General features: G+C 53.6%; 22 protein-coding genes and 1 tRNA gene. 12 read left to right on the top strand and 11 right to left on the bottom strand.

What is annotated here, in order from left to right; genetic code table 11:
• Nucleotides 1–471 precede the first annotated feature (471 nt).
• The 5 genes from HV127_RS10650 to HV127_RS10630 form a co-directional block, all read right to left on the bottom strand.
• A complete protein-coding gene (locus HV127_RS10650) occupies nt 472–954 on the bottom strand; it encodes a hypothetical protein (protein WP_117089954.1) in 483 nt (160 codons plus the stop codon).
• 74 nt (nt 955–1,028) lie between these two features.
• The gene (locus tag HV127_RS10645) at nt 1,029–1,808 is read right to left on the bottom strand and encodes a hypothetical protein (RefSeq protein ID WP_117089955.1); all 780 of its coding nucleotides are present in this window, start codon (nt 1,806–1,808) and stop codon (nt 1,029–1,031) included.
• 234 nt (nt 1,809–2,042) lie between these two features.
• Entirely contained in the window at nt 2,043–2,204 is a 162-nt protein-coding gene (locus HV127_RS10640; protein ID WP_153351951.1) for a hypothetical protein, read from the bottom strand.
• Nucleotides 2,205–3,070: 866 nt separating this feature from the next.
• Nucleotides 3,071–4,342, bottom strand: coding sequence for an integrase arm-type DNA-binding domain-containing protein (locus tag HV127_RS10635; RefSeq protein WP_117089957.1), 1,272 nt, complete (start codon nt 4,340–4,342; stop codon nt 3,071–3,073).
• Between the two features lie 200 nt (nt 4,343–4,542).
• Nucleotides 4,543–4,627, bottom strand: a tRNA-Leu gene (locus HV127_RS10630).
• Between the two features lie 306 nt (nt 4,628–4,933).
• Between HV127_RS10630 and HV127_RS10625 the strand changes: the two genes are divergently transcribed.
• From HV127_RS10625 to HV127_RS10590, 8 genes are all read left to right on the top strand, one after another.
• Entirely contained in the window at nt 4,934–5,947 is a 1,014-nt protein-coding gene (locus tag HV127_RS10625) for an HNH endonuclease domain-containing protein (RefSeq protein ID WP_110276631.1), read from the top strand.
• On the top strand, nt 5,947–6,525 hold the full coding sequence (locus tag HV127_RS10620) for a class I SAM-dependent methyltransferase (RefSeq protein ID WP_181483829.1): 579 nt from the start codon (nt 5,947–5,949) through the stop codon (nt 6,523–6,525). Before HV127_RS10625 ends, HV127_RS10620 begins: the two co-directional genes overlap by 1 nt.
• A 149-nt stretch (nt 6,526–6,674) precedes the next feature.
• Nucleotides 6,675–7,694: an NAD(P)-dependent alcohol dehydrogenase gene (locus HV127_RS10615; RefSeq protein ID WP_182235936.1), complete on the top strand. Its 1,020-nt coding sequence runs from the start codon at nt 6,675–6,677 to the stop codon at nt 7,692–7,694.
• Between the two features lie 181 nt (nt 7,695–7,875).
• Nucleotides 7,876–8,748: a sugar ABC transporter permease gene (locus HV127_RS10610; RefSeq protein WP_182235934.1), complete on the top strand. Its 873-nt coding sequence runs from the start codon at nt 7,876–7,878 to the stop codon at nt 8,746–8,748.
• The gene (locus tag HV127_RS10605) at nt 8,738–9,625 is read left to right on the top strand and encodes a carbohydrate ABC transporter permease (RefSeq protein WP_139541038.1); all 888 of its coding nucleotides are present in this window, start codon (nt 8,738–8,740) and stop codon (nt 9,623–9,625) included. Before HV127_RS10610 ends, HV127_RS10605 begins: the two co-directional genes overlap by 11 nt.
• Before the next feature lie 10 nt (nt 9,626–9,635).
• Nucleotides 9,636–10,460: a phosphodiesterase gene (locus tag HV127_RS10600; protein ID WP_182235931.1), complete on the top strand. Its 825-nt coding sequence runs from the start codon at nt 9,636–9,638 to the stop codon at nt 10,458–10,460.
• Nucleotides 10,461–10,465: 5 nt separating this feature from the next.
• Nucleotides 10,466–11,539, top strand: a complete 1,074-nt coding sequence (locus HV127_RS10595) for an ABC transporter ATP-binding protein (RefSeq protein ID WP_182235929.1) — start codon at nt 10,466–10,468, stop codon at nt 11,537–11,539.
• A complete protein-coding gene (locus HV127_RS10590) occupies nt 11,532–12,842 on the top strand; it encodes an ABC transporter substrate-binding protein (RefSeq protein ID WP_182235927.1) in 1,311 nt (436 codons plus the stop codon). Before HV127_RS10595 ends, HV127_RS10590 begins: the two co-directional genes overlap by 8 nt.
• A 159-nt stretch (nt 12,843–13,001) precedes the next feature.
• Here HV127_RS10590 and iolE read toward each other — a convergent pair whose 3' ends face one another.
• The 4 genes from iolE to iolD are packed head-to-tail and all read right to left on the bottom strand — an operon-like array spanning nt 13,002 to nt 17,855.
• Nucleotides 13,002–13,901, bottom strand: a complete 900-nt coding sequence (gene iolE / locus HV127_RS10585) for a myo-inosose-2 dehydratase (RefSeq protein WP_181483835.1) — start codon at nt 13,899–13,901, stop codon at nt 13,002–13,004.
• A 25-nt stretch (nt 13,902–13,926) separates the two neighbouring features.
• The gene (locus tag HV127_RS10580; protein WP_182235925.1) at nt 13,927–14,811 is read right to left on the bottom strand and encodes a sugar phosphate isomerase/epimerase; all 885 of its coding nucleotides are present in this window, start codon (nt 14,809–14,811) and stop codon (nt 13,927–13,929) included.
• A 41-nt stretch (nt 14,812–14,852) separates the two neighbouring features.
• Nucleotides 14,853–15,866: a Gfo/Idh/MocA family oxidoreductase gene (locus HV127_RS10575; protein ID WP_182235923.1), complete on the bottom strand. Its 1,014-nt coding sequence runs from the start codon at nt 15,864–15,866 to the stop codon at nt 14,853–14,855.
• A gap of 48 nt (nt 15,867–15,914) precedes the next feature.
• Nucleotides 15,915–17,855: a 3D-(3,5/4)-trihydroxycyclohexane-1,2-dione acylhydrolase (decyclizing) gene (iolD, locus tag HV127_RS10570; RefSeq protein ID WP_182235921.1), complete on the bottom strand. Its 1,941-nt coding sequence runs from the start codon at nt 17,853–17,855 to the stop codon at nt 15,915–15,917.
• Nucleotides 17,856–18,382: 527 nt separating this feature from the next.
• On the opposite strand from iolD, the gene iolC reads away from it, so the two are divergent.
• Both iolC and HV127_RS10560 read left to right on the top strand, forming a co-directional pair.
• Nucleotides 18,383–20,296 carry a 5-dehydro-2-deoxygluconokinase gene (gene iolC / locus HV127_RS10565; RefSeq protein WP_182235919.1) on the top strand — a complete coding sequence of 638 codons (1,914 nt, stop codon included), beginning with the start codon at nt 18,383–18,385 and terminating at the stop codon, nt 20,294–20,296.
• A gap of 151 nt (nt 20,297–20,447) precedes the next feature.
• Nucleotides 20,448–21,305, top strand: coding sequence for a MurR/RpiR family transcriptional regulator (locus HV127_RS10560; protein WP_110276618.1), 858 nt, complete (start codon nt 20,448–20,450; stop codon nt 21,303–21,305).
• 144 nt (nt 21,306–21,449) lie between these two features.
• Here HV127_RS10560 and iolB read toward each other — a convergent pair whose 3' ends face one another.
• Nucleotides 21,450–22,259: a 5-deoxy-glucuronate isomerase gene (iolB, locus tag HV127_RS10555; protein WP_110276617.1), complete on the bottom strand. Its 810-nt coding sequence runs from the start codon at nt 22,257–22,259 to the stop codon at nt 21,450–21,452.
• A gap of 18 nt (nt 22,260–22,277) precedes the next feature.
• The gene (locus tag HV127_RS10550; RefSeq protein WP_182235917.1) at nt 22,278–23,783 is read right to left on the bottom strand and encodes a CoA-acylating methylmalonate-semialdehyde dehydrogenase; all 1,506 of its coding nucleotides are present in this window, start codon (nt 23,781–23,783) and stop codon (nt 22,278–22,280) included.
• A 359-nt stretch (nt 23,784–24,142) separates the two neighbouring features.
• Here HV127_RS10550 and HV127_RS10545 point away from each other — a divergent pair, with 359 nt between their 5' ends.
• Nucleotides 24,143–24,964 carry a TIM barrel protein gene (locus HV127_RS10545; protein WP_182235915.1) on the top strand — a complete coding sequence of 274 codons (822 nt, stop codon included), beginning with the start codon at nt 24,143–24,145 and terminating at the stop codon, nt 24,962–24,964.
• 88 nt (nt 24,965–25,052) lie between these two features.
• Nucleotides 25,053–26,555, top strand: coding sequence for a helicase HerA-like C-terminal domain-containing protein (locus HV127_RS10540; RefSeq protein WP_182235913.1), 1,503 nt, complete (start codon nt 25,053–25,055; stop codon nt 26,553–26,555).
• Nucleotides 26,556–26,586 lie beyond the last annotated feature (31 nt).

Here is a 26,586-nt window from a genome sequence, read left to right as displayed (position 1 = left end):
GACTGAGTCAGCCGAGAAGAATTTCCCCGCTTATTCGCACCTTCCCTAGGACAATTCCAAAAGTACGCTAAAGGGATTGTCGAAGGACTGTTAGATGGTAATGTTGAGATCCTCCATCTCGAGAATGAATTATCTGTTGTTATCTATCATATTTCTCAACCTGAAACTTTGCCAGTGACTATACCATTGGGCTTTATAACAACTAACAAAAAATCGGTTAAGATTATTGGAGCGCTGATTACTGAATATCTAAAAAGTAGCTCTGGTTTTGATAAGCCACATGACTGCGGATTTCTTTCTTCGATAGTTGAAAAATGCTGATAGAATGGTCAGTTATCCTTTTAGTTGTCTTGACCACCTCCATAGGAGGTGGTTATTAATTGCCACTATTAAACCGTTACCTAAGTTGGTATTTCTATATTTTGTACCAGTTAACACTCATGTGAACTGGTACAGTACGTATCAGATACATCACTCTGATTCATCGGGGATACCATGCATCATATTGCTGTCACCCAGATGTTGTTCCCAGACATCATCGCATTTTATCGTACTTATTTCTTCCCCCTGTTTTAAAACAGTTATTTCCCCATCAGCATTTTTTCCATCATCGATATAGGAAACAGAGTAAGTATACTCGTTTTCTGGTATGTTCAATGTATGTATCGACATACCCTCAGCCCTACTGTAATTCCAGGCCTGACTTAGCTGGCTCACATTTTTTACCAAAGTAATTTCAGGAATAACCCTACTCCCTCCGTTAACATCCGATTTACCGAATAAATAAGTGACCTCATTATTATTCCTCAACACGGCCACCTCTTTAGTGGTTTTACCTTTTATGAGACACCCGAACAGAACATCTGAATCTCCATAAGGTGATGCTATTACTGAACAGGAGATAGTAACTACCCCCAGAGCAGTCACATATTTAATTCCATTTAGAAATTTCATACAAACCTTCTCTAAAAATAAATAATATATAAAAAGCACTTACCCCAGAGGTAAGTGCTTTGCCTCAGAAATACCTATTCAATATATACAACAATCTTACCATCTGATTGTTCTGTCACGGTAATATCTTTAGTTGTACCATCACTAAGTTGAGCAAATCCATAGTGCTGTTTCCCTTCACTTTCAGTTAACGTTACGTTCTCACATTGCTGCGAGTATTGACGTAACTGTTTATGATAGATATCTGTTACCACCTCGCATGCTGTACGCTCCAGCATTGTTTTACTACTGTTGAATGCAATATTCCCGATCCCATACGCAACCCAGATGCCAAGCCAGATCAGCAATAGCATTTTCCCCTGACCAACGGCTTTACAACGTTTAGCAATATAGACTGGCGAAAAGAGAATCCACCATTTTGAAAAGCTGGCCTTACCATGTTTATCCAGTAGCTTCCAGTCCATATAGAACAAAATAACCAGGGCAATCATAATGAACAGATTAACCGTATAGTTGACAGCTAAACTAAACAAACATGCGGATAAAACGCCGACAACAAACAATCCCGTTGCAATCCAGATATATTTGTCATGTAAAGACGAATTGTCTATATTTAATAATTTACGGATATTCTCAGTGCTTACCAAATCAGACTTTTTACGATCGCCAACAATAAAAGAAATCAATTTATTATTATACAGCACCCTGGCTTCATTGTTTAACAAAATGGATTTCATTTCGCGGATGAATTTTAAATCCGCATCATCACGTTCACTTACTTTTTGTATCGCATTGTTTAATTCATCAACGCTGGCATTCATATCCAGCTCAAGATATTCATAATAGTTTATCATGATAATTCCTTATCTTTACATAATAGCCAAGATATTACATAGAACGTTAAACTGATATACTTCAAGAGTGTTGAACAGGAGGTGGGTATGGTAATAGATATAAAATAATTATTAAAATACGTAGTTATTTCCCTTATTGACATAACAAAACAACAATCCCTGTACAAACAAGCAACATGAATAAAACACCAATGCCAAGATAGGCTTTAAAAAGCCTCTTAATTCTTTCTGGTTTCATTTTGACCTCACGACTACAGCAAAAAGAATAGCGCCAAATATGGGGTCTATAAGCATACTGATAACAAACCATATTAAGAACGAACGGCCACTGGCCTGAGCCAATTTACCAATAACTATCGATGCTCCGATCCACAAAAGTAAAAGAATAAATGCCATCGTTGGCTCCTTGAAAAATAACAATAAATCATTGAAGTGGTGGTTTAATGCCGTCACTTTGTCCGGTAAACATGTTGAATAGATGGGCAGACTTATACCTGCCGCATTGAAACATCCTTGCTATAGGCGCATGGTGCATCTCCTTATTGTCACCCGGTAAGAATCCTGTCCTGATGCTAATTAAATCCTTTCTAAGATAGGGAGGTTATGAGTACAGGTAAAATTGTTATTACCGATCGAATTTCAATAATTGATCTGCATAATCTATCGATAAAAGCGATCGATACAGTTAATTCGATAGCTTATAACTATCATTATAATGATATCGATCGTTTTTGTAGATCGGTTTATGCCGGGGGATGTGGTGTATTAAAATTGATGAGGCAAGTACTGGATATTTTTTATTCATTAAAAACATAAGGATATGACATTTCTCATAACCTTCTAGTCAAAGGTATGACCACAATCGCCACACTCATATCTGTCAAACAGGAGTCCATCAAGGGCTGAGCCGGTAACCGCTCCCGCAGTTGCACCAGCCACAAACCTCCCAAGCACAGCACCAATAACAGCCCCGGTCGCAGTCCCCAGAACTGGCACGACAGAGCCAATTGCAGCCCCCGAGCTTGCTCCACTAAGGGCTCCAGCCACACCTCCAGCAATACCTCCAGCCTTCCTCCCAATGTTACGTTCGCTAACGTGTTCAGAACCACATTTTGGACATATTGTAACCATTGATAAAATCTCCTGATTTTCGGTTGTTAAAAAGCAAAAAGGCACCCGAACGTTAAAGTACGGATGCCTTCTTTATGTAATCACTCATGTTGAATCTACGGGGTTAAGGGGCCAACATATAGCGTCATGTGTTATCTGCTCAGCATGGGATTATTAATTTTCGCAAAATCAAAAGGACTAATACTCTTCTCCCGATTTGCATCCAGGAAGTTTGCCCACCATTGCAGCATCAGTTTGCGTTCATCCAGATGTTCCGCTTTATGGATATATGCTGCGCGTACCGAATTACGTTCCATATGGCTCATCTGGCGCTCCACCGCATCCTTCGACCATAGACCTGACTCAATTAACGAACTACAGGCCATTGTGCGGAAGCCGTGGCCGCAAACCTCAACTTTAGTGTCATAGCCCATCACCCGTAGCGCACTATTTACCGTGTTCTCGCTCATGGGTTTACGCGGATCGTGATCGCCAATAAAAATCAACTCATGTTCACCACAGAACTGTTTTATCTGCTTCAGGATCGCCAGCGCCTGCTTTGATAGCGGCACCAGATGAGATGTACGCATCTTTGATCCTCGCTGAGAATGTTTCACGCCGGGAATAGGCTCTCGCTCAGGCGGGATGGTCCACATTGACGTTTCAAAATCGATCTCTGACCAGCGAGCAAAACGCAGCTCACTGGAGCGAATAAAGATAAGCAGAGTAAGTTCCGTTGCCCAGCGGGTTAGCGGCCTACCGGTATAACCGTCTATTTTCTCGAGTAACTCAGGGATACGCTTTAATTCCAGCGCCGGACGATGTTGTCGATTGCCAGAGGCGACGGCTCCAGCCATCTCCTGCGCTGGGTTGTAATCAATCAGCCCGCTTTGTACTGCATAACGCATGATGGCCGTGGTGCGCTGTTGGAGACGAGAAGCCACCTCAAGACGTCCAGACAGTTCCACCGCTTTAATGGGTGCCAGTAAATCACGAGTACCCAATTCAGCAATGTTGCAAGTACCAATTGCCGGGAAGATATTGTCCTCCAGGCTCTTTTTCACGCGATTAGCATGATCTTCCGACCATTTTTGGTTAGTCGCAAGCCACTCTCTGGCAACCTTCTCGAAAGTAATAATCTCTTTCGCCTGCTCTTCTTTTAAAGCACGCTTATGCTCACGAGGATCAATGCCAGCAGCAACCAGCTTTCTAGCCTCTTCTCTCTTTTGTCTGGCATTAGCTAACGAGATTTCAGGATAGACACCGAACGCCATCAAATGTTGTTTACCGCCAAAACGGAAACGAAATCGCCAATACTTTGAGCCGTTAGGTTTTACAAGTAAGGACATACCGTCGCCGTCAACAAGTGAATACTCTTTCTCCTCAGGTTTCGCAGAACGAACTTTAGTATCCGTTAAGGCCATAATGGTCCTCCTTCCATTGGTATGTCGTGAGTATACAAGCAATATCGAATCGACAAATATACTCATTAGTATACTCACAAGCTTGTTGATGTGGGTTGAGTTAGGTTGACTTCAGTTAAGGGAAAAAGCGGGTAAAGCCTTGTGTGGTGCGGATTTCGGGCATAAAAAAAGACGTCGATTGACGTCTATTTATATACTTTTGGTGCCGAAGGCCGGACTCGAACCGGCACGTATTTCTACGGTTGATTTTGAATCAACTGCGTCTACCGATTTCGCCACTCCGGCACGGAAAGGATACGGAAAACGTTGTGGATTATACCTGTCGCTGGCTGCTGCGCAAGCAGCAGAGTGCGATTGCCACGCTAAGTGTTGAAAAAAACAGCGCCAGCCGCATTTTGACCAACATTCAATACGTTCCCGATACAAGCCACGTCCCCTTCCCTCTCCCACCAGCGACGTTCTTTTTCTCCGAGTCTGCTCGCAAAATCCTGCAAACGGCTCAATACGGTTTACATTTTCGCCAGTTTGTTATCAGATCCTGTTATTAGTACGCGTAATAACGCCTGTACTTTCCCAAACAGGATACCCGCAATGCGCTTCTATCAGATCGAACCGACGCTGGAGAACTACTGGCGCGGCATTATTCTTTTTGGCAAAAACGTCGCCTCCTATAAGTTCGCGCTGGCTCATGCGCTGTACGATATCCGTCGCGACGGTAGCGATCTGATACGCCTTGAGGATCTGGCTGTGCCGTTCAGCCAGCATCTGTGTCGCCATCTTAGGCACGCGCCCAAACAGATCACCTCGCCAAAAAGCCAGTATCTTAGTGCCTGTAACAGCTTCAATCGTAATGAAATAAACCAGGAGCAGCTCACCGCTGCGACGGTAAAGCTCGGCTTTAGCGTGGTGCTGGACAAGTTTCATAACGTCAATCAGGGTGAAATCGCCAAACGCTTTTTTATCGACGAGCGCAAAACGCATAAAGGCATCCGTCTGACCGACAACTTTTATTATCTAACGGAGCGCCAGCAGTACCAGAACCTGATCCACGAAACTGACGCACGCTGGCGTCTGGTGGAGCAGGCATGGGCCATGAGCATCGCCAGTAATCTGATCGCCATAGAATACGATGCCGCCGAACAGCAGCTATTTAGCACCCTGAATACCCGACGGGTCGCTATCTCTAGTTGTCGCGACAGCCTGAACGGCTATCAGAAGGGCCGCTGCTTTTACTGCTATGCGCCGATTAGTCTTGAAACTGGGGATGAGAACCTAGCCGACGTTGACCACTTTATCCCCTGGGCGGCGCGTAGCGAGGTGGCAAATATCAATGGCGTCTGGAATCTGGTTCTCGCCTGTAAAAGCTGTAATCGCGGTGAAAAGGGCAAGTTTATGCGGGTACCGTCGGTTAAACTGCTGCGCCGCTTGCGCGACAGAAACGAATATTTTATTACCAGCCACCTCCCCTTGCGTGAAACCTTAATCCGTCAGACCGGTAACACGACCGCCCGGCGCGATGACTTTCTCGCCAAAATCTGGAACACTGCTCGTATAACGCTCCTTCATGAATGGGAACCTCAGGCCGCCGGAACGGATATTTTCTGATGACAATCAATTACTACCAGCAGAACGCTGACAACTTTGTAGCTTCAACCGTGGCTGTCGATATGACCTCTCTTTACGCGCCTTTTATCGGGGCGATTAAACCGAACGGACTGATCCTGGATGCCGGATGCGGCTCCGGGCGCGATGCAAAAGCCTTTGCGGATATGGGCTATCGGGTCGAGGCGTTTGATGCTTCACCAGCAATGGTTGAGCGAGCAGCGCAATTTAGCGGGCTGGCCGTGCGTCAGGCGACCTTTCAAAGCATCACGGAAAGTGCGCGTTATGATGGCATCTGGTGCTGCGCTTCGCTGTTGCACGTTCCCGCCGACGAACTCGACGGGGTGATGCGCAAACTGGCTACGGCCCTTAAACCGGGCGGCATCTGGTACGTCTCATTCAAATACGGTTCAGGCGAGCGAGAAAAGGAGGGTCGGCGTTTTACCGATCTCGACGAAGCGGGTCTGACGGCTCTGGTCGAACAGCAGGCGGATATCCGTATCGCCAAAATGTGGCAGACAGTGGATAAGCGCCCAGAACGGAACGAAATCTGGCTCAACGCGCTGTTGCTTAAAAGCTGAATTATCAAGATAACTTCTCCTTTGCGGAGAGGTCATCTTGCGCAATCTCAACCCCCTTCCCCCCTCCTTCTGCCAAGCGTCCCCTCGCCCCATGCTCTACACTTCCTTCTTAACGATGCCAAAACTACGCCAAACCCAAGGAATCTGTCATGAGCACTATTAAAAGTTACGCCGCCAAAGAAGCGGGTGCCGATCTGTCGCTGTGGGAGTACGATGCCGGCGACCTCAAGCCGGAAGATGTCGAAGTGCAGGTGGAGTACTGCGGGATCTGCCACTCCGACCTGTCGATGATCGACAACGAATGGGGCATGTCGAGCTATCCGCTGGTCGCCGGTCACGAGGTGATTGGTCGCGTGGCGGCGCTGGGCAGCGCGGCGCAGGAGAAGGGCCTTAAAATCGGCCAGAAAGTAGGTATCGGCTGGACGGCGCGCAGCTGCGGCCACTGCGATGCCTGCATCAGCGGCAACCAGATCAACTGTCTGGAAGGCTCGGTTCCGACCATCATTAACCGCGGCGGTTTTGCCGATAAGCTGCGCGCCGACTGGCAATGGGTGATCCCGCTGCCGGAAAACGTCGATATCGAATCCGCCGGACCGATGCTCTGCGGCGGCATTACCGTATTCAAACCGCTGCTGATGCATCACGTCACGGCAAACAGCCGCGTCGGGGTGATCGGCATTGGCGGCCTCGGCCATATTGCCATCAAGCTGCTGCACGCGATGGGCACGGAAGTCACCGCCTTTAGCTCAAACCCAGCGAAAGAGCAGGAAGTGCTGGCAATGGGCGCCGATCGCGTCGTAAATAGCCGCGATCCTGAAGCCTTAAAAGCGCTGGCCGGGCAGTTCGACCTGATCATCAACACCGTTGCCGTCGACCTCGACTGGCAGCCGTACTTTGAAGCGCTGGCGTACGGCGGCAACTTCCACACCGTCGGTGCGGTAATGAAGCCTTTCCCGGTCCCCGCCTTTACCCTGATCGGTGGCGACCGCAGCATCTCTGGTTCGGCTACCGGTAACCCGTCCGAGCTGCGCAAGCTGATGAAATTTGCCGGACGCAGCAAAGTCGCACCGACCACCGAGCTGTTCCCGATGTCGCAAATCAACGAAGCGCTGAAGCACGTTCGCGAGGGCAAAGCTCGCTACCGCGTGGTGCTGAAAGCCGACTTCTAATGATATCCGTGACAGGGGCGTGACATGAACGCTCCTGACTCAGGACTTCACCGCCGGGCGGCCCGTCTGCCCGGTATTTCGCCCTCTGGTCATTAAACCGTCATCTCCCCGCCATCCTTTTGCAGTCAATCCTTCTCAAAATCCGGGCTTCTACAAACGCCTGAACGAGACGTCTGCCACCATGAGAAAAACCTGGCTGCCCTGGCTGATACTGTCGCCTTCCCTGTTGTTTTTATTGCTCTTTACCTGGTTCCCGCTGGGGCGTTCGGTCTATGACAGCCTGTTCGATACCCGCATGGTCAGCGATGGCGGCCAGTATGTCGGGCTGGAGAACTTCAGCCGCCTGTTCGCCGATAGCGTCTTCTGGCAATCGCTGGTGAATAACCTGCTTTATATCCTGCTGACGGTAGTGCCGGGCGTAACGCTCGCCCTGCTGCTGGCGGTCGCCCTAGCCGAGAACCACCGTGTCAACCGCTGGCTGCGCACCGCCTTCTTCTTCCCAATGATTATCCCGATGGTCAGCGCCGCCGCGCTATGGCTGTTTATCTTTATGCCCGGCCTCGGCCTGCTTGATCACTATCTGGCGAAGCTGTTTGGCCCGCTGAATAACAACTGGCTGGGGCGCAGTAATAGCGCGCTGCTGGCCCTGTCGCTGATTGGGGTATGGAAGTTCGCCGGTTACTACATGCTGTTTTTCCTTGCCGGACTGCAAAGCATCCCGGCATCAACGCGCGAAGCGGCGATAATGGAAGGCGCTACCCGAACGCAGGTGTTCTTTAAAGTGACGCTGCCGCTGCTGCGCCCGACCCTGAGCTTCGTCATTACCACAGCGCTGATTTATTCCATCACCCAGATCGACCACGTAGCGGTGATGACCCGCGGCGGGCCGGATAACGCCACCACCGTGCTGCTCTACTACATCCAGAATCTCGCCTGGGATACCCATGATTTAGGTAAAGCCTCCGCCGCCACCTTCCTGACGCTGGCCGGGCTGTTTGCCTTCTCGCTGATCAACCTCAAACTGCTGGAGAAAGGAGCGCACTATGAGCGCTGAAATCTCGCCGCTGGTGCTTCGTTCGCAAAGCGCATCGCGCCCGCTATGGCTGCGCCTGCGCCGCTCGCAGCCCTTTACCCTCACGGTATTAATGTGCTGCCTGGCGCTGCTGTGGGTGAGCCCGTTTTTATGGATGCTGGCGACCTCGTTCAGCGCCACTACCTTCGGCGAGGATATGGCCTCCCTGCTGCCTCGGTTACCGCTGACGCTGGATAACTTTCGCGATGCCTGGGCCAGCGCCGACTGGCTAAGCCTCTACGCCAACACCATTATCTTCACCTTCGGCACCTTCTTCGTGCAGCTGTTGACCATCACCACCGCTGGCTACGTCTTCGCCTGCCACGAATTTCGCGGCAAGAAGACACTATTCCTGATGTTCCTCGTTCAGTTGATGATCATGCCGGTGGTGATGATGGTACCGAACATGCTGACCCTGAAAACCTTCGGCCTGCTCAATACCCTTACCGGGGTGATGATGCCCTACTTCACCTCGGCGTTCGGCGTGTTCTTGATGCGTCAGGCGTTTCTCGCCATTCCTAAAGAGCTGGAGGAGGCGGCGCTGATGGAGGGCTGTCGCTGGTGGCAGGTGCTGTTTCGCGTGCTGCTGCCGATGTCCTGGCCGTCGGTGCTGGCCTTCGCCACCGTCAGCATTACCTACCACTGGAACGAATATCTGTGGCCGCTAATGATGCTGAACGACCCGGATAAACAGGTGCTGACCGTAGGGCTGGTCTCTTTCGCCATGGGCGCAGAATCCGGCGGTCAGTGGGGCATCATCGGTGCCGGAACGCTGATGGTCTGCCTGCCGCTGATGCTGGCATTCATCCTTTTCCAGAAACAGTTCCTGCGAAGCTTCGGCTTCTCCGGGATCAAATAAGGAGTTATTCATGCTGTTAGCGCAAATTTCCGATACCCATTTCCGCAGCCACGGTCAGAAGCTGTACGGCTTTATTGACGTTAACGCCGCCAACGCCGACGTGGTTTCCCAGCTAAATGCCCTGCAGGAGCGCCCGGACGCGGTGGTGGTAAGCGGTGATATCGTCAACTGCGGCCGCCCGGAAGAGTATCAGGCCGCTCGTCAGATCCTCGGCAGCCTGAACTATCCGCTGTATCTCATTCCCGGCAACCATGACGATAAAACGCTGTTTCTGGAATACCTGCATCCGCTGTGCCCGCAGCTCGGCACCGACGCACAAAACATGCATTACGCGGTAGACGATTTTGCCACTCGCCTGCTGTTTATCGACTCCAGCCGGGCGGGGACGTCGAAAGGCTGGCTGACCGACGAAACCATCAAATGGCTGGAAGCCCAGCTGTTCGATGGCGGCGATAAACCGGCGACGGTGTTTATGCATCATCCGCCGCTGCCGCTGGGCAACGCGCAGATGGACCCTATCGCCTGTGAGAACGGCCACCGTCTGCTGGGGCTGGTTGAGCGCTTCCCGTCGCTGACGCGCATTTTCTGCGGCCACAACCATAGCCTGACCATGACGCAGTATCGCCAGGCCATCATCTCCACCATTCCGGGAACCGTCCACCAGGTGCCCTATTTTCATGAAGATACCCGTCCGTATTACGACCTCTCCCCGGCGTCGTGCCTGATGCATCGCCAAGTGGGCGAACAGTGGGTGAGCTACCAGCATCCGCTGACCCACTACGCCGGACCGTGGATGTACGACGAAAATATCAGCTGCCCAACGGAAGATCGCTAATCGCCATGCTTAGTCTGCAAAACATCAGTAAACAGTTTGACGGTAAACCGGCCCTCAGCGCCCTGTCGCTGGATATTCACGACGGGGAATTCGTGGTGCTGGTAGGCCCGTCCGGCTGCGGTAAAAGCACGCTATTGCGTCTGCTTGCCGGACTGGAGCCGGTCAGCGAGGGGGAGATCTGGCTGCATGATGAGAACATCACCGAAATGTCGCCCAGAGAGCGTAATTTCGCGATGATCTTCCAGAACTATGCCCTCTTCCCGCATCTGTCGGTGCGCGACAATATCACCTTCGGCATGAAGGTGCGCAAAGAGGAGAAAACCAGCTGGCAGCCGCGGGTGGATAAAGTCGCGCAAATGCTGCAACTGGATACCTTGCTGGAGCGCAAACCGGCGAAACTTTCCGGCGGCCAACGGCAGCGGGTAGCGATGGCGCGGGCGATTGTGCGCAATCCGCGCCTGTTCCTGATGGATGAGCCGCTCTCCAACCTCGATGCCCGCCTGCGCAGCGAAGTGCGCGACAGCATTATGGACCTCCACCAGCAGCTCAAAACCAGCACCGTCTATGTAACTCACGACCAGACGGAAGCGATGTCGATGGCCGACCGTATTGTGGTGATGAACGGCGGCCTCGTGCAGCAGGTCGGGCGACCGGAGTATCTCTACGCCAATCCGGCCAATCTGTTTGTTGCCGGGTTTATTGGCTCCCCGGCGATGAATCTGCTCTCACTGCCCTGTGCTGACGGAGAGGTACTACTCGGCGAACAGCGTCATCCGCTGCCGTCGCGCTACCGCGAAGAGTCCCAGGTATGGTTAGGCATTCGACCGGAACATATCAGCGACCGCGTGGAGGAGAGCCATTTGCGCCTGCCTGCCACCGTGCTGCAACGAGAACTGATGGGAGCGGATTATCTGCTCCATGTCAGCACCCCCATCGGCACTTTACGCTTTAGCCGCCGCCATCGCGGCGCGGTGCCGGAGAAAGGCGATTCGCTGATCCTCGGCTTTTCGCCCGGTGATATTCATCTTTTTCATGCTGAGAAACAGCATAATTTACTCCAGGAGATTGACCATGTTTAGGCCCTTGGCGACCATAACCGTCAGCCTTAGCCTCGCCCTGAGCGGCGCGGCACTGGCGAAAGAGAAGATCGATTTCATGTTTCCAGCGCCGGTGGACGGCAAGCTGACCATGGAGATGACCCGCGTCATTAAGCAATTCAACGAGTCGCAGCAGGACGTGGAAGTACGCGGGATCTTTACCGGCAACTATGACACCACCAAGATCAAAGCCGAATCCGCGCAGAAGGCCGGGCAGCCGCCTGCGCTGGTGATAATGTCCGCCAACTTCACCACCGATCTGGCGCTGAAAGATGAGATCCTGCCGATGGACGAACTGTTCCAGTATGGCGATCAAAAAGCGGGAGATTTTCTGGTGAAGGAGTTCTGGCCTGCGATGCATAAAAACGCCCAGGTCATGGGCACCACCTATGCGATCCCGTTCCATAACTCGACGCCGATCCTTTATTACAACAAAACGATGTTCGATCAGGCCGGGATCAAACAGCCACCGCAAACCTGGGCCGAGCTGCTGGCAGATGCCAAAAAGCTGACCGACGAAAGCAAAGGCCAGTGGGGGATCATGCTGCCGTCGACTAACGATGATTATGGCGGCTGGATCTTCTCGGCGCTGGTTCGCGCCAACGGCGGTAAATACTTTAATGAAGATTATCCGGGCGAAGTGTATTACAACTCGCCGACCACCATCGGCGCCCTGCGCTTCTGGCAGAACCTGGTTTATAAAGACAAGGTAATGCCTTCCGGCGTGCTGAATTCAAAACAGATCAGCGCCAGCTTCTTCTCCGGCAAAGTCGGGATGGCGATGCTGAGCACCGGCGCGCTGGGCTTTATGCGCGAGAACAGCAAAGATTTTGAGCTGGGTGTGGCGATGCTACCGGCCAAAGAGCAGCGAGCAGTGCCAATCGGCGGTGCCAGCCTGGTGAGCTTTAAGGGCATCAACGATGCGCAGAAGAAAGCGGCGTATCAGTTCCTGACGTATCTGGTTAGTCCGCAGGTTAACGGTGCCTGGAGCCGCTTTACCGGTTACTTCTCGCCGCGCAAGGCCGCCTACGATACGCCGGAAATGAAGGCGTATTTGCAGCAGGATCCGCGAGCGGCTATCGCCCTGGAGCAACTGAAGTATGCCCATCCGTGGTACTCCACCTGGGAGACAGTTGCCGTGCGTAAGGCGATGGAAAACCAGCTGGCCGCAGCGGTAAACGATGCAAAAGTCACCCCGGAAGCAGCCGTGCAGGCGGCGCAGAAGGAGGCCGATGCGCTGATGAAGCCGTATGTGGATAAGACCGCGCTGGCGGAAGTGAAGTAAGTCTTTCCCCTCACCCTAACCCTCTCCCCGATGGGGAGAGGGGACAGTTCAGCGCAGCTTATTCGGATCAGCGCGGTTGAGCATTTACGAAAGGATTCAGGATGTGAGACAGGAAAAAAAGCAGGCCATACGAGGTATGGCCTGTAAGTGAAACAACGATTAGATTCCTGCCGTTTCGCGGATATATTTACGTGCTTTTACTGCGTATTCGAATGGGTTAGCCAGCGCCGGATCCTGCTCTGCCTCAACCACCATCCAGCCTTTGTAGCCATGCTCGTCCAGCAGTTTGAACACCGGACGGAAATCAATCACGCCATCGCCCGGAACGGTGAAGGTGCCTTTCTTCACGCCATCGAGGAAAGAGAGCCCTTCGCGGCGTACCTGCTCAATCACCGGCGGACGCACATCTTTCAGGTGCACGTGGTTAATGCGCGGCAGATATTTTTTCAGGATCGCCAGCATCGGCTCCTCGCCGCCTTCTGAATACCAGGCGTGGCCGGTGTCGTACAGCAGGAAGACTTTGTCATCCACCAGAGACATAAACTTGTCGATCTCTTCTGTCGTCTGGATGCCGGTGCCCATATGGTGGTGCAGACAGACCTGCATGCCTTTTTCTGCCGCCAGGCGACCAAGCGTGTTGTAGCCTTCTGCAACCTGCTGCCACTCTTGTTCGCTAAAGCACGGTTTCGCATTGCCAAGAATCGGTTTTTCCAGACCCTGGATGCTGCCGCTCTGCTCGGAACAGCCAATCACTTTTGCGCCCATCGCATGAAGGAAGTTCATGTGGTTGACGAATTCATCAATGGTTTTTTCCCGCTGCCCGTCGGCAAAAAAGGTACTAAACCAGGCGTTGCAAATCTGAATGCCGCGGATATCCAGCATCGGCTTGAGAACCGCCGGATCGCGTGGATATTTGCTGCCGACTTCACTACCGGTAAAGCCTGCCAGCGCCATTTCGCTGACGATTTGCTGGAAAGTATTCTCGCTGCCCAGCTCCGGCATGTCGTCGTTAGTCCAACCAATCGGGGCGATAGCCAGTTTCACGTTATCTTTGTTCATAGTAGGGGGCTCCTGCCGCTACGCCTTATCGGCGCAGCAATTCACGTTCGATGAGTTCACGGGTTTCCACTGCCTGGTATTTCATTTTTTCCGGGTAGCCAAACAGCGAGGTAGCCACAATCGGCTCACCACCGACCTTGAAGGTCTGCTCGGCAAATTTCATATCGCGCAAGGTACGGAACAGCGTGTCGAAATCGACATCCCCTTCCCCGACGCCCACATGCTGGTGAACGACGGCATCCACTCCCGGCGGATTAACGATATAGCGGCAATGTTTTGTATGGTTGCGGGTATCAGCAATCAGCACATGAGAAAGATCGCTTCCCGCGTAGCGCAGCATCTTCTCAACGTCACCCACGCCTTTGTCATAGAAGAAGGTATGCGGAACGCTGTAGACGTACTTAACGTTATCGCTACGGAACGACTTCACAATATCGACGGTTTCGTTGTTCTCTTCGCAGAAGTCCCACGGATGCGCCTGGATTTCAACGCGGATACCTTCGCGTTCGAAAATCGGCAACAGCTCTTCCATGGAGCGATAGAACATCTCATCGCAAATCTCTGGCTGATTAGGATCGCCGGAGAACTCGGTGTTGATCACCTGTACACCCATTTCAACCGCAATTTCGATCAGTCGTTTCCAGTTTTTCACTGCCGCCTGACGGCGCAGCTCATCCGGACCGGACCAGCGATAAACGCAGATAAATGAAGAGAGCTCCACGCCGGTTTCACGCAGCGCCTGCTTGTACTCAGCCATAATCTCCCGGCTGGCACGCGGGTGCTTGTAAAACGGGTTAATCTGCGGATGCGGCGATTGCTCAATGTACTTGTAGCCCCACTCCGCCACCTGGTGAACCATTCGGGTGACCCCGAGGTCTTTAATTACATCAACATCAAAGGCAATTTTCATCGTCGTTACCTGTGCAAAGAAATTCCGTCAGCGAAGCGTGCTTAGCTTTTGTAGAACGCCGGACACTCCGGTAGCGTCACTTTCACCGGCTCGCTGGTGCCCTGAGCCTTGATGCAAGCGTCGGCAGCGACGGATGCAGCATAGCCATCCCAGGCCGATGGGCCATGCAGCTGGCCTGCCTGAACATCATTGATGAAGGCTTGCAATTCAACGTCATAGGCTTTGATAAAGCGGTCTTTCCAGTCGACCAGAATGGCGGTCGACAGGTTAGCGGATTTACGCATCTGCACCGCTGACGGCTCAGGCAGGCGAGCAATACCGGTTTCCCCGACCACTTCACACTGAATGTCGTAGCCGTACTGGCAGTTCACAAACACTTCAACATCGATCAGGGTGCCTTTCCTAGTTTCGAACGACACAATCTGCGGGTCTTTCAGGCGCGCGTGAGTGTGTGAGGTCGAGCGCGGGAAGCGCACCTGCACCGAAAGATAGTCGTCATCCAGCAGCCAGCGCAGAACGTCCAGTTCGTGGATCAGGGTGTTAGTTATCGCCATATCGGTGGTGTAATTCTCGCCCACTGACTGGTTACGGTGCGCACAGCGCAGCATCAGCGGCGCGCCGATATCACCGTCATCGATCACTTTTTTCAGCGCCAGATAGCCTTCGTCATAAGGGCGCATAAACCCAACCTGCACCAGACGACGACCGGCTTTCATTTCCGCATCAACAATACGACGGCAGCCTTCGGCGCTCATCGCCAGCGGCTTCTCGCAGAACACTGGCTTACCGGCGGCGATAGCGGCCAGGGTGTACTCTTCATGGGTTGGGTCCCAGGAAGTGACCAGAATGGCGTCCACATCGCTGGCTTTAATGACGTCATGACCGTCGGCGTACACTTCTGCGTGTACGCCCGGCAGTGCGACCGAAGCACGCGCGTTCTCTTCGTTGATATCCGAAACCGCTACCACCGTAGCGCCCTGTAATACCTGAGTGCAGCGGCGGATATGTTCTTTACCGATAGCGCCGGCACCGATGACACCTAATTTGAGTGACATAGTTGGTTTTCTCCCGAGATTTGTAGGGTTCAGGGTTTGTGTTCTGTTTTAGTAATCCCGCGCCTGAGCGCGTTTTTCATTAATCATTTCGGCCACTTTGCGGATCCGCTCGGACAGTGCCGACTGCGCGACGCCGACGTTCCACCAGCTGCCGTATTTGTGCACCATGGTTTTCGGCAGCACTTTTACGTCGATCAGGGTGCTGACGGTTTCGCGGCGCGCGGCATCCAGCGCATGGCGTAGTTCATCCAGCGTCGTGACGCGCCAGGTTTTGCAGCCGTAGCCGGAAGCGACGGTGGCGAAATCCACCGGTACCAGGCCGCCCTGCAGCTGGCCAGACTCGGCGCAGCGGAAGCGGAATTCGGTGCCGAAGCTGTCCATTCCATGTTCCATTTGCAGGTTGTTAATACAGCCGTTAGCCATGTTGTCGAGCAGCACTATATTGATCTTCGCGCGCTCCTGCAGGGAGGTCACCAGCTCGGAGTGCAGCATCATGAACGAGCCGTCGCCGACCAGTGAATAGACCTCACTTTGCGGCTGGGCTAACTTCACACCCAGCGCGGCGCTGACTTCATAGCCCATGCAGGAATAGCCGTATTCCACGTGATAAGTGTTGGTTGCCCGGTTACGCCAGACGCGCTGCAGGTCTCCCGGCAGGCTTCCCGCCGCCGCCACAATCACTGCATCCGCCGGTAACGTTTCATTTAACACGCCGAGAACGCTGCTTTGCGTCAGGGTGGAGTCGGTTATCTGGCGGAATTCGCGATACACCGATTCACGATCCAGATGGTCGTCAATTTCCGGTACAAAAGATTTTTCCTGCCACACCGCCTGGTAAACGCGCTGAGTCTCTTTCAACTGGCGGCTCTGTACGCTTTCAATCTGCTCGCCCCACGCGGCCTGCCAGGTGTCGCCGGACAGGGCGTCATCCAGGGCGTCAAGGGCTTCACGAGCATCCGCCAGCATCGGAATACCATCGAGCTTCCAGGCATCGAAGTTGCTGACGTTAATATTGAGGAAGCGCACGCCCGGATGCTGGAAAATCCATTTCGACGAGGTGGTGAAATCGCTGAAACGCGTGCCGAGGCCGATGACTAAATCTGCCTCTTTCGCCAGCAGGTTCGCCGCCAGGCAGCCGGTTTCACCGACGCCGCCAACGTTAAACGGATGCGAAGAGACCACGCTGCCCTTCCCGGCCTGAGTTTCGGCAAACGGAACGCCATAACGCTCGGCAAAACGGGTCAGCGCCTCGCCCGCACCGGAGTATTTCACCCCGCCACCGCAGACGATTAGCGGCTTACGGCTGGCTTTAATCGCCGCAACCGCATCCGCCAACTGCGCGGCGCTGGCCGGGCGACGGTCAAGACGATGTACGCGACGGGTAAAGAAGGACTCCGGATAATCCCAGGCTTCCCCCTGGACATCCTGCGGCAGGCAGAGCGTCACCGCGCCGGTTTCCGCTGGGTCGGTCAGCACGCGCATCGCACTCACGCAGGCGCTCATCAGCTGTTCCGGGCGGGTAATGCGATCCCAGTATTTGCTCACTGCACGAAACGCGTCGTTGGTGGTAATGCTCAGGTCATGACTCTGTTCAATTTGCTGTAAAACAGGATCCGGCTGGCGAGTGGCGAACACATCGCCTGGCAGCAGCAGCAGAGGGATACGGTTGGCGGTAGCGGTTGCAGCAGCGGTAATCATATTCGCCGCGCCGGGGCCGATAGAAGAGGTGCAGGCAATTATCTGACGGCGCAGAGACTGTCTGGCAAAACCGGTCGCGGCATGCGCCATCCCTTGCTCGTTACGCCCCTGATAGACCCGCATTTCACCGCTGTCTTGCTCCAGTGCCTGACCCAGCCCCAGAACGTTGCCGTGACCAAAGATAGCAAAGATGCCTTTTACGAATTTATGCTCTTCACCATCAACTTCCAGGTACTGGTTATCCAGGAACTTCACCAGCGCCTGCGCCATTGTCAGTCTCAGTTTGCCCATGTTGCCCAATCCTTATTGTTCAGTATTTGTGTGTGGGTTAGCGCCTTGACCCTGTGCAACAATACGGCTGATGACAGAGCGAAATCGTTAACGTCACTGGAATACTTTTGGATTATAGGCAAACATTTTTTTCATTAAATAGAAATACAGAAAAAATATTTCATTTTGCGAGAGGGATCAAACTCTCCATGCATTTCACCCGTTTCATTGCCATTATTCATATGGGGTGACGCCCGACCAACGGGGCTTCGCGTTTAATATCCCTTTAAAAATCATAGATAAAGAAACACGATACCCGTATACCCTCGCAAACTTCAGTCACAGCACAGGATCCACAGTAGAATGAGGCTCAGCGCGGCATAGTGGTAGATCCCTCACATTTTTGGTTTTTTAATTTCGATCTAGTTTGCAAATGAAATATTTATTTCTCAAACTAGGGGTAACCAATAACCCTCAGGCTGTTTTCGGAGACGCTGTCGGCATTCCGACCCTTCCGTACAGCAGAAATGCAAAAGGAAACCCTAGCTATGAATGCAGCAGTAAAGCGACTCGACGTCATCTGTATTGGCCGGGTGGCAGTCGATCTCTATGCCCAGCAGATTGGCGCGAGGCTAGAAGATGTTGCCAGTTTTTCTAAATACCTGGGCGGCTCTTCCGGCAACGTTGCCTTCGGCACAGCCATTCAGGGATTAAAATCCGCGATGCTCGCTCGCGTAGGCGATGAGCATAATGGGCGTTTTTTACGTGAAACGCTGAGCCGTGCTGGCGTCGATACCGAATATTTAATAACAGATGAGCAGCGTCTGACGGCGTTAGTGATGCTGGGTATTAAAGATCAGGAGACGTTCCCGCTCATTTTTTACCGCGATAACTGCGCAGATATGGCTCTTGCGCCAGACGATATTAAAGAAGAGTACATTGCCTCTTCCCGGGCGCTGGCGATTACCGGCACTCACCTTTCGCACGCGAATACCCGTGAAGCGGTACTGAAAGCGCTGGAATATGCTCGCCGCCACGGCCTGCGTACCGCGCTGGATATCGATTATCGTCCAGTGCTGTGGGGACTCACCTCCCTGGGCGATGGTGAAACGCGTTTCGTTGAATCGGGCCAGGTGACCAGCCAGCTTCAGGAAGTGCTACATCTGTTCGATTTAGTGGTCGGTACAGAAGAAGAGTTTCATATTGCCGGAGGCAGCACCGACACTCTCACGGCGCTGAAAAACGTGCGCAACGCCACCAAAGCGACGCTGGTTTGCAAACGTGGTCCGATGGGCTGCGTGGTGCTCGAAGGCACCATTCCTGATAGCTGGGATAGCGTACCGTTACAGCAGGGCGTGCGGGTCGATGTACTCAACGTGCTGGGCGCTGGCGATGCCTTTATGTCCGGCCTGCTGCGCGGCTGGCTGAATGATGAAGGCTGGGTGCAGGCCTGCCGCTACGCTAACGCCTGCGGTGCGCTGGTCGTCTCTCGCCACGGCTGCGCGCCGGCAATGCCAACCAAAGTCGAGCTGGATGATTACCTGTCGCGGGCAGAATCCGTTCCGCGCCCGGATATCGACGACCGTCTCAACCATCTCCATCGCGTCACCAGCCGCCGTCAGGCATGGCCGGAGCTGTGCATCTTCGCCTTTGACCATCGCAAGCAGTTGGCAGATCTGGCGCAGGAAACCGGGCGCGATGTCGCCTGCATCCCACAGCTGAAGCTATTGCTGCTGGCGGCCGCGGAAAGCGCAGCTAAAGAAGCCGGTCTTGATGGACGCAGCGGCATCCTAGCCGACGGTACCTACGGTCAAAGCTCGCTGAATGCCATCACCGGCAAGGGCTGGTGGATCGGTCGGCCGATTGAGATGCCGAGCTCGCGCCCGCTGCGCCTGGAACACGGCAACATCGGTTCCCAGCTGATCGACTGGCCGCTGGAGCACGTGGTGAAATGCCTGGTCTTCTATCATCCGGCTGACCCGGCTGAGCTGCGTGCCGAGCAGGATGCGCTGCTGCTGGAAGTCTGGCAGGCATGCAACAAGTCCGGACATGAACTGCTGCTGGAAATTATCCTGCCGGAGAACGGCCCGGATAAAGATGAGCGTCATTACCACGATATGCTGGAGCACTTCTATAAGTTGGGTATTCAGCCAGACTGGTGGAAGCTGCCGCCGCTGTCGAGCGCTCAGTGGGAGAAAATCAGCAAGCTGATCGAACGTGAAGACCGCTGGTGCCGTGGGATCCTGATCCTCGGTCTGGATGCGCCATCGGATCGTCTGCGCGCTGGTTTTGCCGAAGCCGCGAAGCACCCGATGATCAAAGGCTTTGCCGTCGGTCGCACCATCTTTGGCCAACCTTCACGCCGCTGGATGCAGGGAGAACTCAGCGACGATGCGCTGATTGATGAAGTGAAACGTAACTACCTCACGCTTATCGGCTACTGGCGCGAAGCCCGCGGCTGATTCTGACCCGGCCCGCATTTTCTCTCGAAGATGCGGGCTTTTTTCTGGATCTTCGTGAAATGAATCGCGTATTTCATTGCAACGAATGAAAAATTCGCTTCATTTGATACACTGGAAATAATATTCCTTTTATTTTCTTAGAGCGCAATCTATGGCCAATAATCCGACCCAACTTACCATCTTGCAGGATGAAATCAGGCGTCGCTACGACACATTAAGCAAACGCCTGAAACAAGTAGCCCGTTATATTCTGGATAACAGCAATAGCGTGGCTTTCGACACCGTGGCCTCTATCGCGCAACAAGCTGACGTTCCTCCTTCAACGCTGATTCGCTTCGCTAACGCCTTCGGTTTCAGCGGCTTTAACGAAATGAAGCAGATGTTCAAGCAGCATCTGATGGAAGAGACGGCTAACTACACCGAGCGTGCCCGTCTATTCCGCCAGACCACGACGGATGATTCTTCCCCGCCGGAAACACCGACCGAAATCCTCAATATGTTCACGATGGTTAATACGCAGGCGCTACAGCAGCTGGCGATGCAGACCTCCGGTGACGATTTGCAGCGCGCGGTGGCATTGCTGGCGGAAGCAGAAAATATCTACGTTATCGGCCTGCGCCGTTCCTTTAGCGTCGCCTCCTACCTGACCTACGCGCTGCGCCATCTGGATCGTAAAGCGTTTCTGATCGATGGCCTGGGCGGCATGTTCACCGAGCAGTTAAGCCTGGTAGGGCCGAAAGATGTGGTTGTCGCAGTGAGCTTCTCGCCTTATGCCCGTGAAGTGGTTGAGCTGGTTGAGCTCGGCGCTCAGCGTAAAGCCCGGCAGATAGCGATTACCGACAGTCAGGTCAGCCCGCTGGCGGCCTTCAGCGATGTGTGCTTTGTGGTGCGCGAGGCGCAGGTTGATGGTTTCCGTTCACAGGTGGCATCGCTGTGTCTGGCCCAGACGCTGGCGGTTTCTCTGGCGCTAAACAGCAGCAAAGATTCAGAAACAAAACAGCTGGCCTAGGTTTTTTGCCTTTTCCCGGGGGCGGCGCGCTGTGCCTGCCCGGGCTACCAAACCTCATTTTCACGGGCCGGCAACAATGGATAAATTTAAGGCCGGTTAGCATCGCTAATCGGCCTTTTTATCATCGACTATCCTCTAGGGATATCAATCGTGGCGAGGATACTCAGGGCTGTTGATCCATGCGTGATCCTCTTCCCAGGTAAACAACCACTTGCGGTCCGGACCGGCCATGACGTTCAGATAATAGCTGTCATAACCGGCGATGGTGGCGACCGGATGATAGCCTCGCGGCACCATCACCACATCGTGGTTGTAAGGGGCCATGCAGGCATCCAGGCTGCGGTCATCGGTGTAAACGCGCTGGAGCGCAAAACCCTGCGGCGGATCGAAACGGTGATAATAGGTCTCTTCCAGGTGGGTTTCCTGGCCCGGTAGCGCCGTATCGTGCTTATGCGACGGCCATGAGCTGGTGGCACCCTCATCGGTATACACTTCCACCACCAGCAGGCAGTCCGCCTGCGCATTGTCCGGCAGAATGTTGTGCACCAGACGCTGGTTGCGCCCTTTGCCGCGGTGCTCCACACCCACATCCTGCGGGGAAATCACCCGCGCGGGAAGCGTGCCTTTACCCGGTGCGCTGCATACGGCCAGCTCAAGATCGGAATCGGCCGTCACTTCAACTTTATCCTGCGGCGGCACATAGACTGACCACGGCGGCGTGCGCTCAAACGGCGACATACGCTGGCCGAGATTCGGAAAATCAGCCTTCGTGGTTTTTACCGAAGCCAGCCCGGCGACCAGCACCAGGCACAGCTCGCGATCGCCGCTTTCCAGCGTAATGGTTTGCCCTTTTTTTAACATCCAGGCATCAAAGCCAACGTAGCGCCACCCCGCGCTCTGCGGGGTGATATGTTGGATTTGCCCTTCTTGTTTTGCTTTAGCCAGTAAAGACATGGCGTTCTCCTTCGCCGATTAACCTAACGTCGGCATGCTGAACTCAGATACGGTTTGCTGGCCTTGCGGCCAACGGACGGTGGCGGTTTTCATTCGTGTATAGAAACGCACACCATCCGGCCCATGCACGTTCAGTGCACCAAATACGGAGCGTTTCCAGCCGCCAAAACTGTGGAAGGCCATCGGAACAGGAACCGGGACGTTGACCCCGACCATTCCGGCCTGGACATCATGTACAAACTCGCGCGCGGTGTGGCCGTTGCTGGTAAAGACGGCGCTGCCGTTGCCGAATTCATGGCTGTTCACCAGCTCAAGCGCACTGTGGTAATCCGCTACGCGGACAATACCCAACACAGGCCCAAAGATCTCTTCACGCCAGATAGTCATCTCCGGCGTCACGTGGTCGAACAGCGTTCCGCCAACGTAGTAACCCTCTTCAAACCCGGGAACCCGCAGCTTGCGGCCATCGACGACCAGCGTTGCCCCTTCACTAGCACCTTTATCGATATAGCCCAGCACTTTTTTCTGATGAGTGTCGGAGACAACCGGCCCCATTTCGTTCTCTTCTTTGCCGCGCATACAGCCAGGTCCGACCTTCAGCGATTCCACCAGCGGCGTCAGGCGCGCAATCAGCTTATCTGCCGTTTCATCGCCTACAGCAACGACGACCGGCAGCGCCATGCAGCGCTCGCCTGCGGAACCAAATGCGCCGCCCATAATGGCATTGACGGTGGCATCAAGGTCCGCGTCCGGCATGACGATAGCGTGGTTTTTCGCCGCGCCAAATGCCTGAACCCGCTTACCATAAGCGCTAGCCGTTTTATAAATATGCTCCGCCACGCCGGAAGAGCCGACAAAGCTCACCGCCGCAATACGCGGGTCCCTATACAGCTGTTCGGCATCTTCATTACTGCAGTGCACCACGTTAAAGACGCCATCCGGCAGGCCCGCTTCCTTCAGCAGTTCCGCCATGCGCACCGCAGCAGTAGGCGCCAGGGCCGGCGGCTTGAGGATAAAGCTATTCCCACAGGCCAGCGCCAGCGGGAACATCCACATTGGCACCATCGCCGGGAAGTTAAATGGTGTAATCCCTGCCACCACGCCAAGCGGCTGCATCAGAGAGTAACAGTCTACTCCGGTACCTACATCTGATGAGAACTCGCCCTTAATCAGATGCGGAATGCCGCAAGCAAACTCGACGACTTCCATACCGCGAGTCAGTTCACCCATAGCGTCAGAGAACACTTTACCGTGTTCACTAACAATAATCCCCGCCAGCTCTTCAGCATGCTGTTCAAGCAGCATTTTAAAATTGAACATCACACGGGCACGGCGCAGCGGTGTGGTACGCGACCAGCTTTCGAAAGCATCACGCGCAACCTGAATGGCATCAGAAACTTCCTGCGCGGTCGATAACGTGACTTCGCGGACCACTTTGCCCGTTGCGGGGTCGAATACCGGCATCGTCTTATTGCTGCCGCTGGTAACGGTTTTCCCGCCAATAAAGTTTCCTGTGATAGTCATGCTCTCGCCTCATAGTATGGGGTGTCGGGGCCAACGCAGTACGGCCCATTGCTGGATCTGCTGTGCTATAACCGTAGTAAAATGAAATTAATATTTCAATATTTGCATATAATGAAATTCTATTTTGGTGATGATGGTCGCACTTTCTTGTAAGAAAATGTCGCCTTACAGGCTAAATCACAACTGAAAGAGATTAGACGTAGAGCCTCCTGGAAACAGAAGTCATAAAAACACACTAGCAAACTATTTTGCGAGTCGGCTCAAAAAACCACCATTTCACTCATTGCTAATTTTGGAATAAACGTTTTGACTAAGAGGCAATCGAACGAACCCGATCCATCTTGTGTCAGGAGAGTCAAATGGCTATCGCACAGCAGCGTTTCTGTATCAATCGCAAGATCGCCCCCTCACTCAGTATTGAAGCCTTCTTCCGCCTGGTGAATAGCCTGGGGTTGAATAAGGTCGAGCTACGTAACGATCTTCCCAGCGGAAAAGTGACCGACGATCTCACCCCTCAGCAGGTTCGTGAACTGGCGGATCGCTACCATATTGAGATCCTCACCATCAACGCGGTCTACCCTTTCAACTGTCGCACCGAAGAGGTTCACAACCTGACGGAGTCGCTGCTGAAAGAGGCGAAAGCCGTTGGCGCGAAATCGCTGGTGCTGTGCCCGCTGAATGATGGCACCGAGGTTCCGGCGAGCGAGACGCTCAACGCCCTGCGCGATCTGGCGCCGCTATTTGCCTTCTACGGTATTCACGGGCTGGTTGAACCACTCGGCTTCCCGCAAAGTTCGCTGCGTTCATCGGCGCAGGCGCAAACGCTGATTCACGATGCGCGCGTGCCGTTTAAGCTGCTGATCGATACCTTCCACCACCATCTTTATCCTCAGGCTGACGAAGAGTTCGCTCAGGTAGATATGGCAGAGATTGGCCTGGTGCATCTTTCCGGCGTTGAGGATACCCGACCCCGCGAGACGCTCACGGATAACGAACGCATCATGCTGACGCCGAAGGATCAGCTGCAAAGCTGCGAGCAGGTGAAGAATCTGGAAGCGCGCGGCTACCAGGGCGTGTATGCCTTCGAACCTTTCTCGCCTGAGCTGGCAAACTGGAGCGAAGACGACATCCGCCGCGAAATAGAACAGAGCATCGACTTAATTCAGCGCCACTGCGCCTGAAGTGAGTCAATGCCAGCGTGCGTGATTTCTCCCTCCATTTGTGGTCAGGTTGCCTATACTCGCTGCAGGATAAATGGAGAAATCGATCATGAGTTCACCTCTGCTGATTGCACGCACGCTGGAAAAACAGCTGCATTTATTGCCCGCGATGGCCAACCGTCACGGCCTGATCACCGGCGCCACCGGGACCGGTAAAACCGTCACCCTGCAAAAGCTGGCGGAGTCTTTCTCAGAAATTGGCGTTCCGGTGTTTATGGCCGATGTGAAAGGCGACCTTACCGGTATTGCCGAATCAGGCCAAAGCTCGGAAAAACTGCAGGCGCGGCTGGAGAAAATAGGTGTGACGGACTGGCAGCCGCACGCTAACCCGGTAGCGGTCTGGGACATCTTTGGCGAAAAGGGCCATCCGGTTCGCGCTACGGTTTCTGACCTCGGACCGCTGCTGCTGGCCCGTCTGCTTAACCTCAACGAGGTTCAGTCCGGGGTGCTGAATATTATCTTTCGCATCGCCGACGACCGTGGTCTGCTGCTGCTCGACTTCAAAGACCTGCGCGCCATTACCCAATATATTGGCGACAATGCCAAAGCGTTTCAGAACCAGTACGGCAATATCAGTAGCGCTTCAGTCGGGGCGATTCAGCGCGGTCTGCTCACTCTGGAGCAGCAGGGCGCGGAGCACTTTTTCGGCGAACCGATGCTCGATATTCAGGACTGGATGCGAGTCGATGCCAACGGTAAAGGGGTGATTAATATCCTCAGCGCCGAGAAGCTCTACCAGATGCCGAAGTTGTACGCTGCCAGCCTGCTGTGGATGCTCTCCGAGCTTTATGAACGCCTGCCGGAAGCGGGCGATAGGGAAAAGCCAAAACTGGTCTTTTTCTTTGATGAAGCGCATCTGCTGTTTAACGATGCGCCGCAGGTGCTGCTGGACAAAATCGAGCAGGTGATCCGCCTGATTCGCTCCAAAGCCGTCGGCGTTTATTTCGTTTCGCAAAACCCGGCGGATATCCCCGACGCGGTGCTTGGCCAGTTGGGTAACCGCGTACAGCACGCCCTACGCGCGTTTACGCCAAAAGATCAGAAAGCGGTAAAAACCGCCGCGCAAACCATGCGCGCCAACCCGGCATTCAGTACCGAACAGGCGATCCAGGAGCTGGGTACCGGGGAGGCGCTTATCTCCTTCCTCGATGAAAAAGGCAGCCCCTCAGTGGTCGAACGCGCGATGGTTATCGCCCCCTGTTCACGTATGGGGCCAGTCAGCGACGATGAACGCAACGGGCTGATTAATCACTCGGTGCTGTATGGCAAATACGAAGAAGAGATCGACCGGGAATCGGCGTTCGAAATGCTGCAACAGGGCGTTCAGAGCACAACGGAGCAGCAGCAGTCACCACCCGCAAAAGGCCAGCAAAGCGGCGATGACGACGGCCTGCTCAGCGGATTAAAAGACATTCTGTTCGGCACCACCGGGCCACGCGGCGGTAAGCGCGATGGCATAGTGCAAACTGCAGCCAAAAGCGCGGTGCGTCAGGTGACGAATCAGATAGTCAGGGGAATGCTGGGAAGCTTACTCGGCGGGAGAAAACGATAAAAAAACGCCCCCTTTCTACATCAGGAAGGGG

The organism is Klebsiella sp. RHBSTW-00215 (assembly GCF_014103785.1).
Taxonomy (GTDB): Bacteria; Pseudomonadota; Gammaproteobacteria; order Enterobacterales; family Enterobacteriaceae; genus Klebsiella.
Note: the sequence above shows the minus strand (reverse complement) of the source record. Positions and strands in the feature narration are given on the sequence as shown.

Bases quoted from the DNA above. Each gene is read 5' to 3' on its own strand.
- HV127_RS10650 (WP_117089954.1), bottom strand. From the start codon at position 954: ATGAAATTTCTAAATGGAATTAAATATGTGACTGCTCTGGGGGTAGTT.
- HV127_RS10645 (WP_117089955.1), bottom strand. From the start codon at position 1,808: ATGATAAACTATTATGAATATCTTGAGCTGGATATGAATGCCAGCGTT.
- HV127_RS10640 (WP_153351951.1), bottom strand. From the start codon at position 2,204: ATGGCATTTATTCTTTTACTTTTGTGGATCGGAGCATCGATAGTTATT.
- HV127_RS10635 (WP_117089957.1), bottom strand. From the start codon at position 4,342: ATGGCCTTAACGGATACTAAAGTTCGTTCTGCGAAACCTGAGGAGAAA.
- HV127_RS10625 (WP_110276631.1), top strand. From the start codon at position 4,934: ATGCGCTTCTATCAGATCGAACCGACGCTGGAGAACTACTGGCGCGGC.
- HV127_RS10620 (WP_181483829.1), top strand. From the start codon at position 5,947: ATGACAATCAATTACTACCAGCAGAACGCTGACAACTTTGTAGCTTCA.
- HV127_RS10615 (WP_182235936.1), top strand. From the start codon at position 6,675: ATGAGCACTATTAAAAGTTACGCCGCCAAAGAAGCGGGTGCCGATCTG.
- HV127_RS10610 (WP_182235934.1), top strand. From the start codon at position 7,876: ATGAGAAAAACCTGGCTGCCCTGGCTGATACTGTCGCCTTCCCTGTTG.
- HV127_RS10605 (WP_139541038.1), top strand. From the start codon at position 8,738: ATGAGCGCTGAAATCTCGCCGCTGGTGCTTCGTTCGCAAAGCGCATCG.
- HV127_RS10600 (WP_182235931.1), top strand. From the start codon at position 9,636: ATGCTGTTAGCGCAAATTTCCGATACCCATTTCCGCAGCCACGGTCAG.
- HV127_RS10595 (WP_182235929.1), top strand. From the start codon at position 10,466: ATGCTTAGTCTGCAAAACATCAGTAAACAGTTTGACGGTAAACCGGCC.
- HV127_RS10590 (WP_182235927.1), top strand. From the start codon at position 11,532: ATGTTTAGGCCCTTGGCGACCATAACCGTCAGCCTTAGCCTCGCCCTG.
- iolE (WP_181483835.1), bottom strand. From the start codon at position 13,901: ATGAACAAAGATAACGTGAAACTGGCTATCGCCCCGATTGGTTGGACT.
- HV127_RS10580 (WP_182235925.1), bottom strand. From the start codon at position 14,811: ATGAAAATTGCCTTTGATGTTGATGTAATTAAAGACCTCGGGGTCACC.
- HV127_RS10575 (WP_182235923.1), bottom strand. From the start codon at position 15,866: ATGTCACTCAAATTAGGTGTCATCGGTGCCGGCGCTATCGGTAAAGAA.
- iolD (WP_182235921.1), bottom strand. From the start codon at position 17,855: ATGGGCAAACTGAGACTGACAATGGCGCAGGCGCTGGTGAAGTTCCTG.
- iolC (WP_182235919.1), top strand. From the start codon at position 18,383: ATGAATGCAGCAGTAAAGCGACTCGACGTCATCTGTATTGGCCGGGTG.
- HV127_RS10560 (WP_110276618.1), top strand. From the start codon at position 20,448: ATGGCCAATAATCCGACCCAACTTACCATCTTGCAGGATGAAATCAGG.
- iolB (WP_110276617.1), bottom strand. From the start codon at position 22,259: ATGTCTTTACTGGCTAAAGCAAAACAAGAAGGGCAAATCCAACATATC.
- HV127_RS10550 (WP_182235917.1), bottom strand. From the start codon at position 23,783: ATGACTATCACAGGAAACTTTATTGGCGGGAAAACCGTTACCAGCGGC.
- HV127_RS10545 (WP_182235915.1), top strand. From the start codon at position 24,143: ATGGCTATCGCACAGCAGCGTTTCTGTATCAATCGCAAGATCGCCCCC.
- HV127_RS10540 (WP_182235913.1), top strand. From the start codon at position 25,053: ATGAGTTCACCTCTGCTGATTGCACGCACGCTGGAAAAACAGCTGCAT.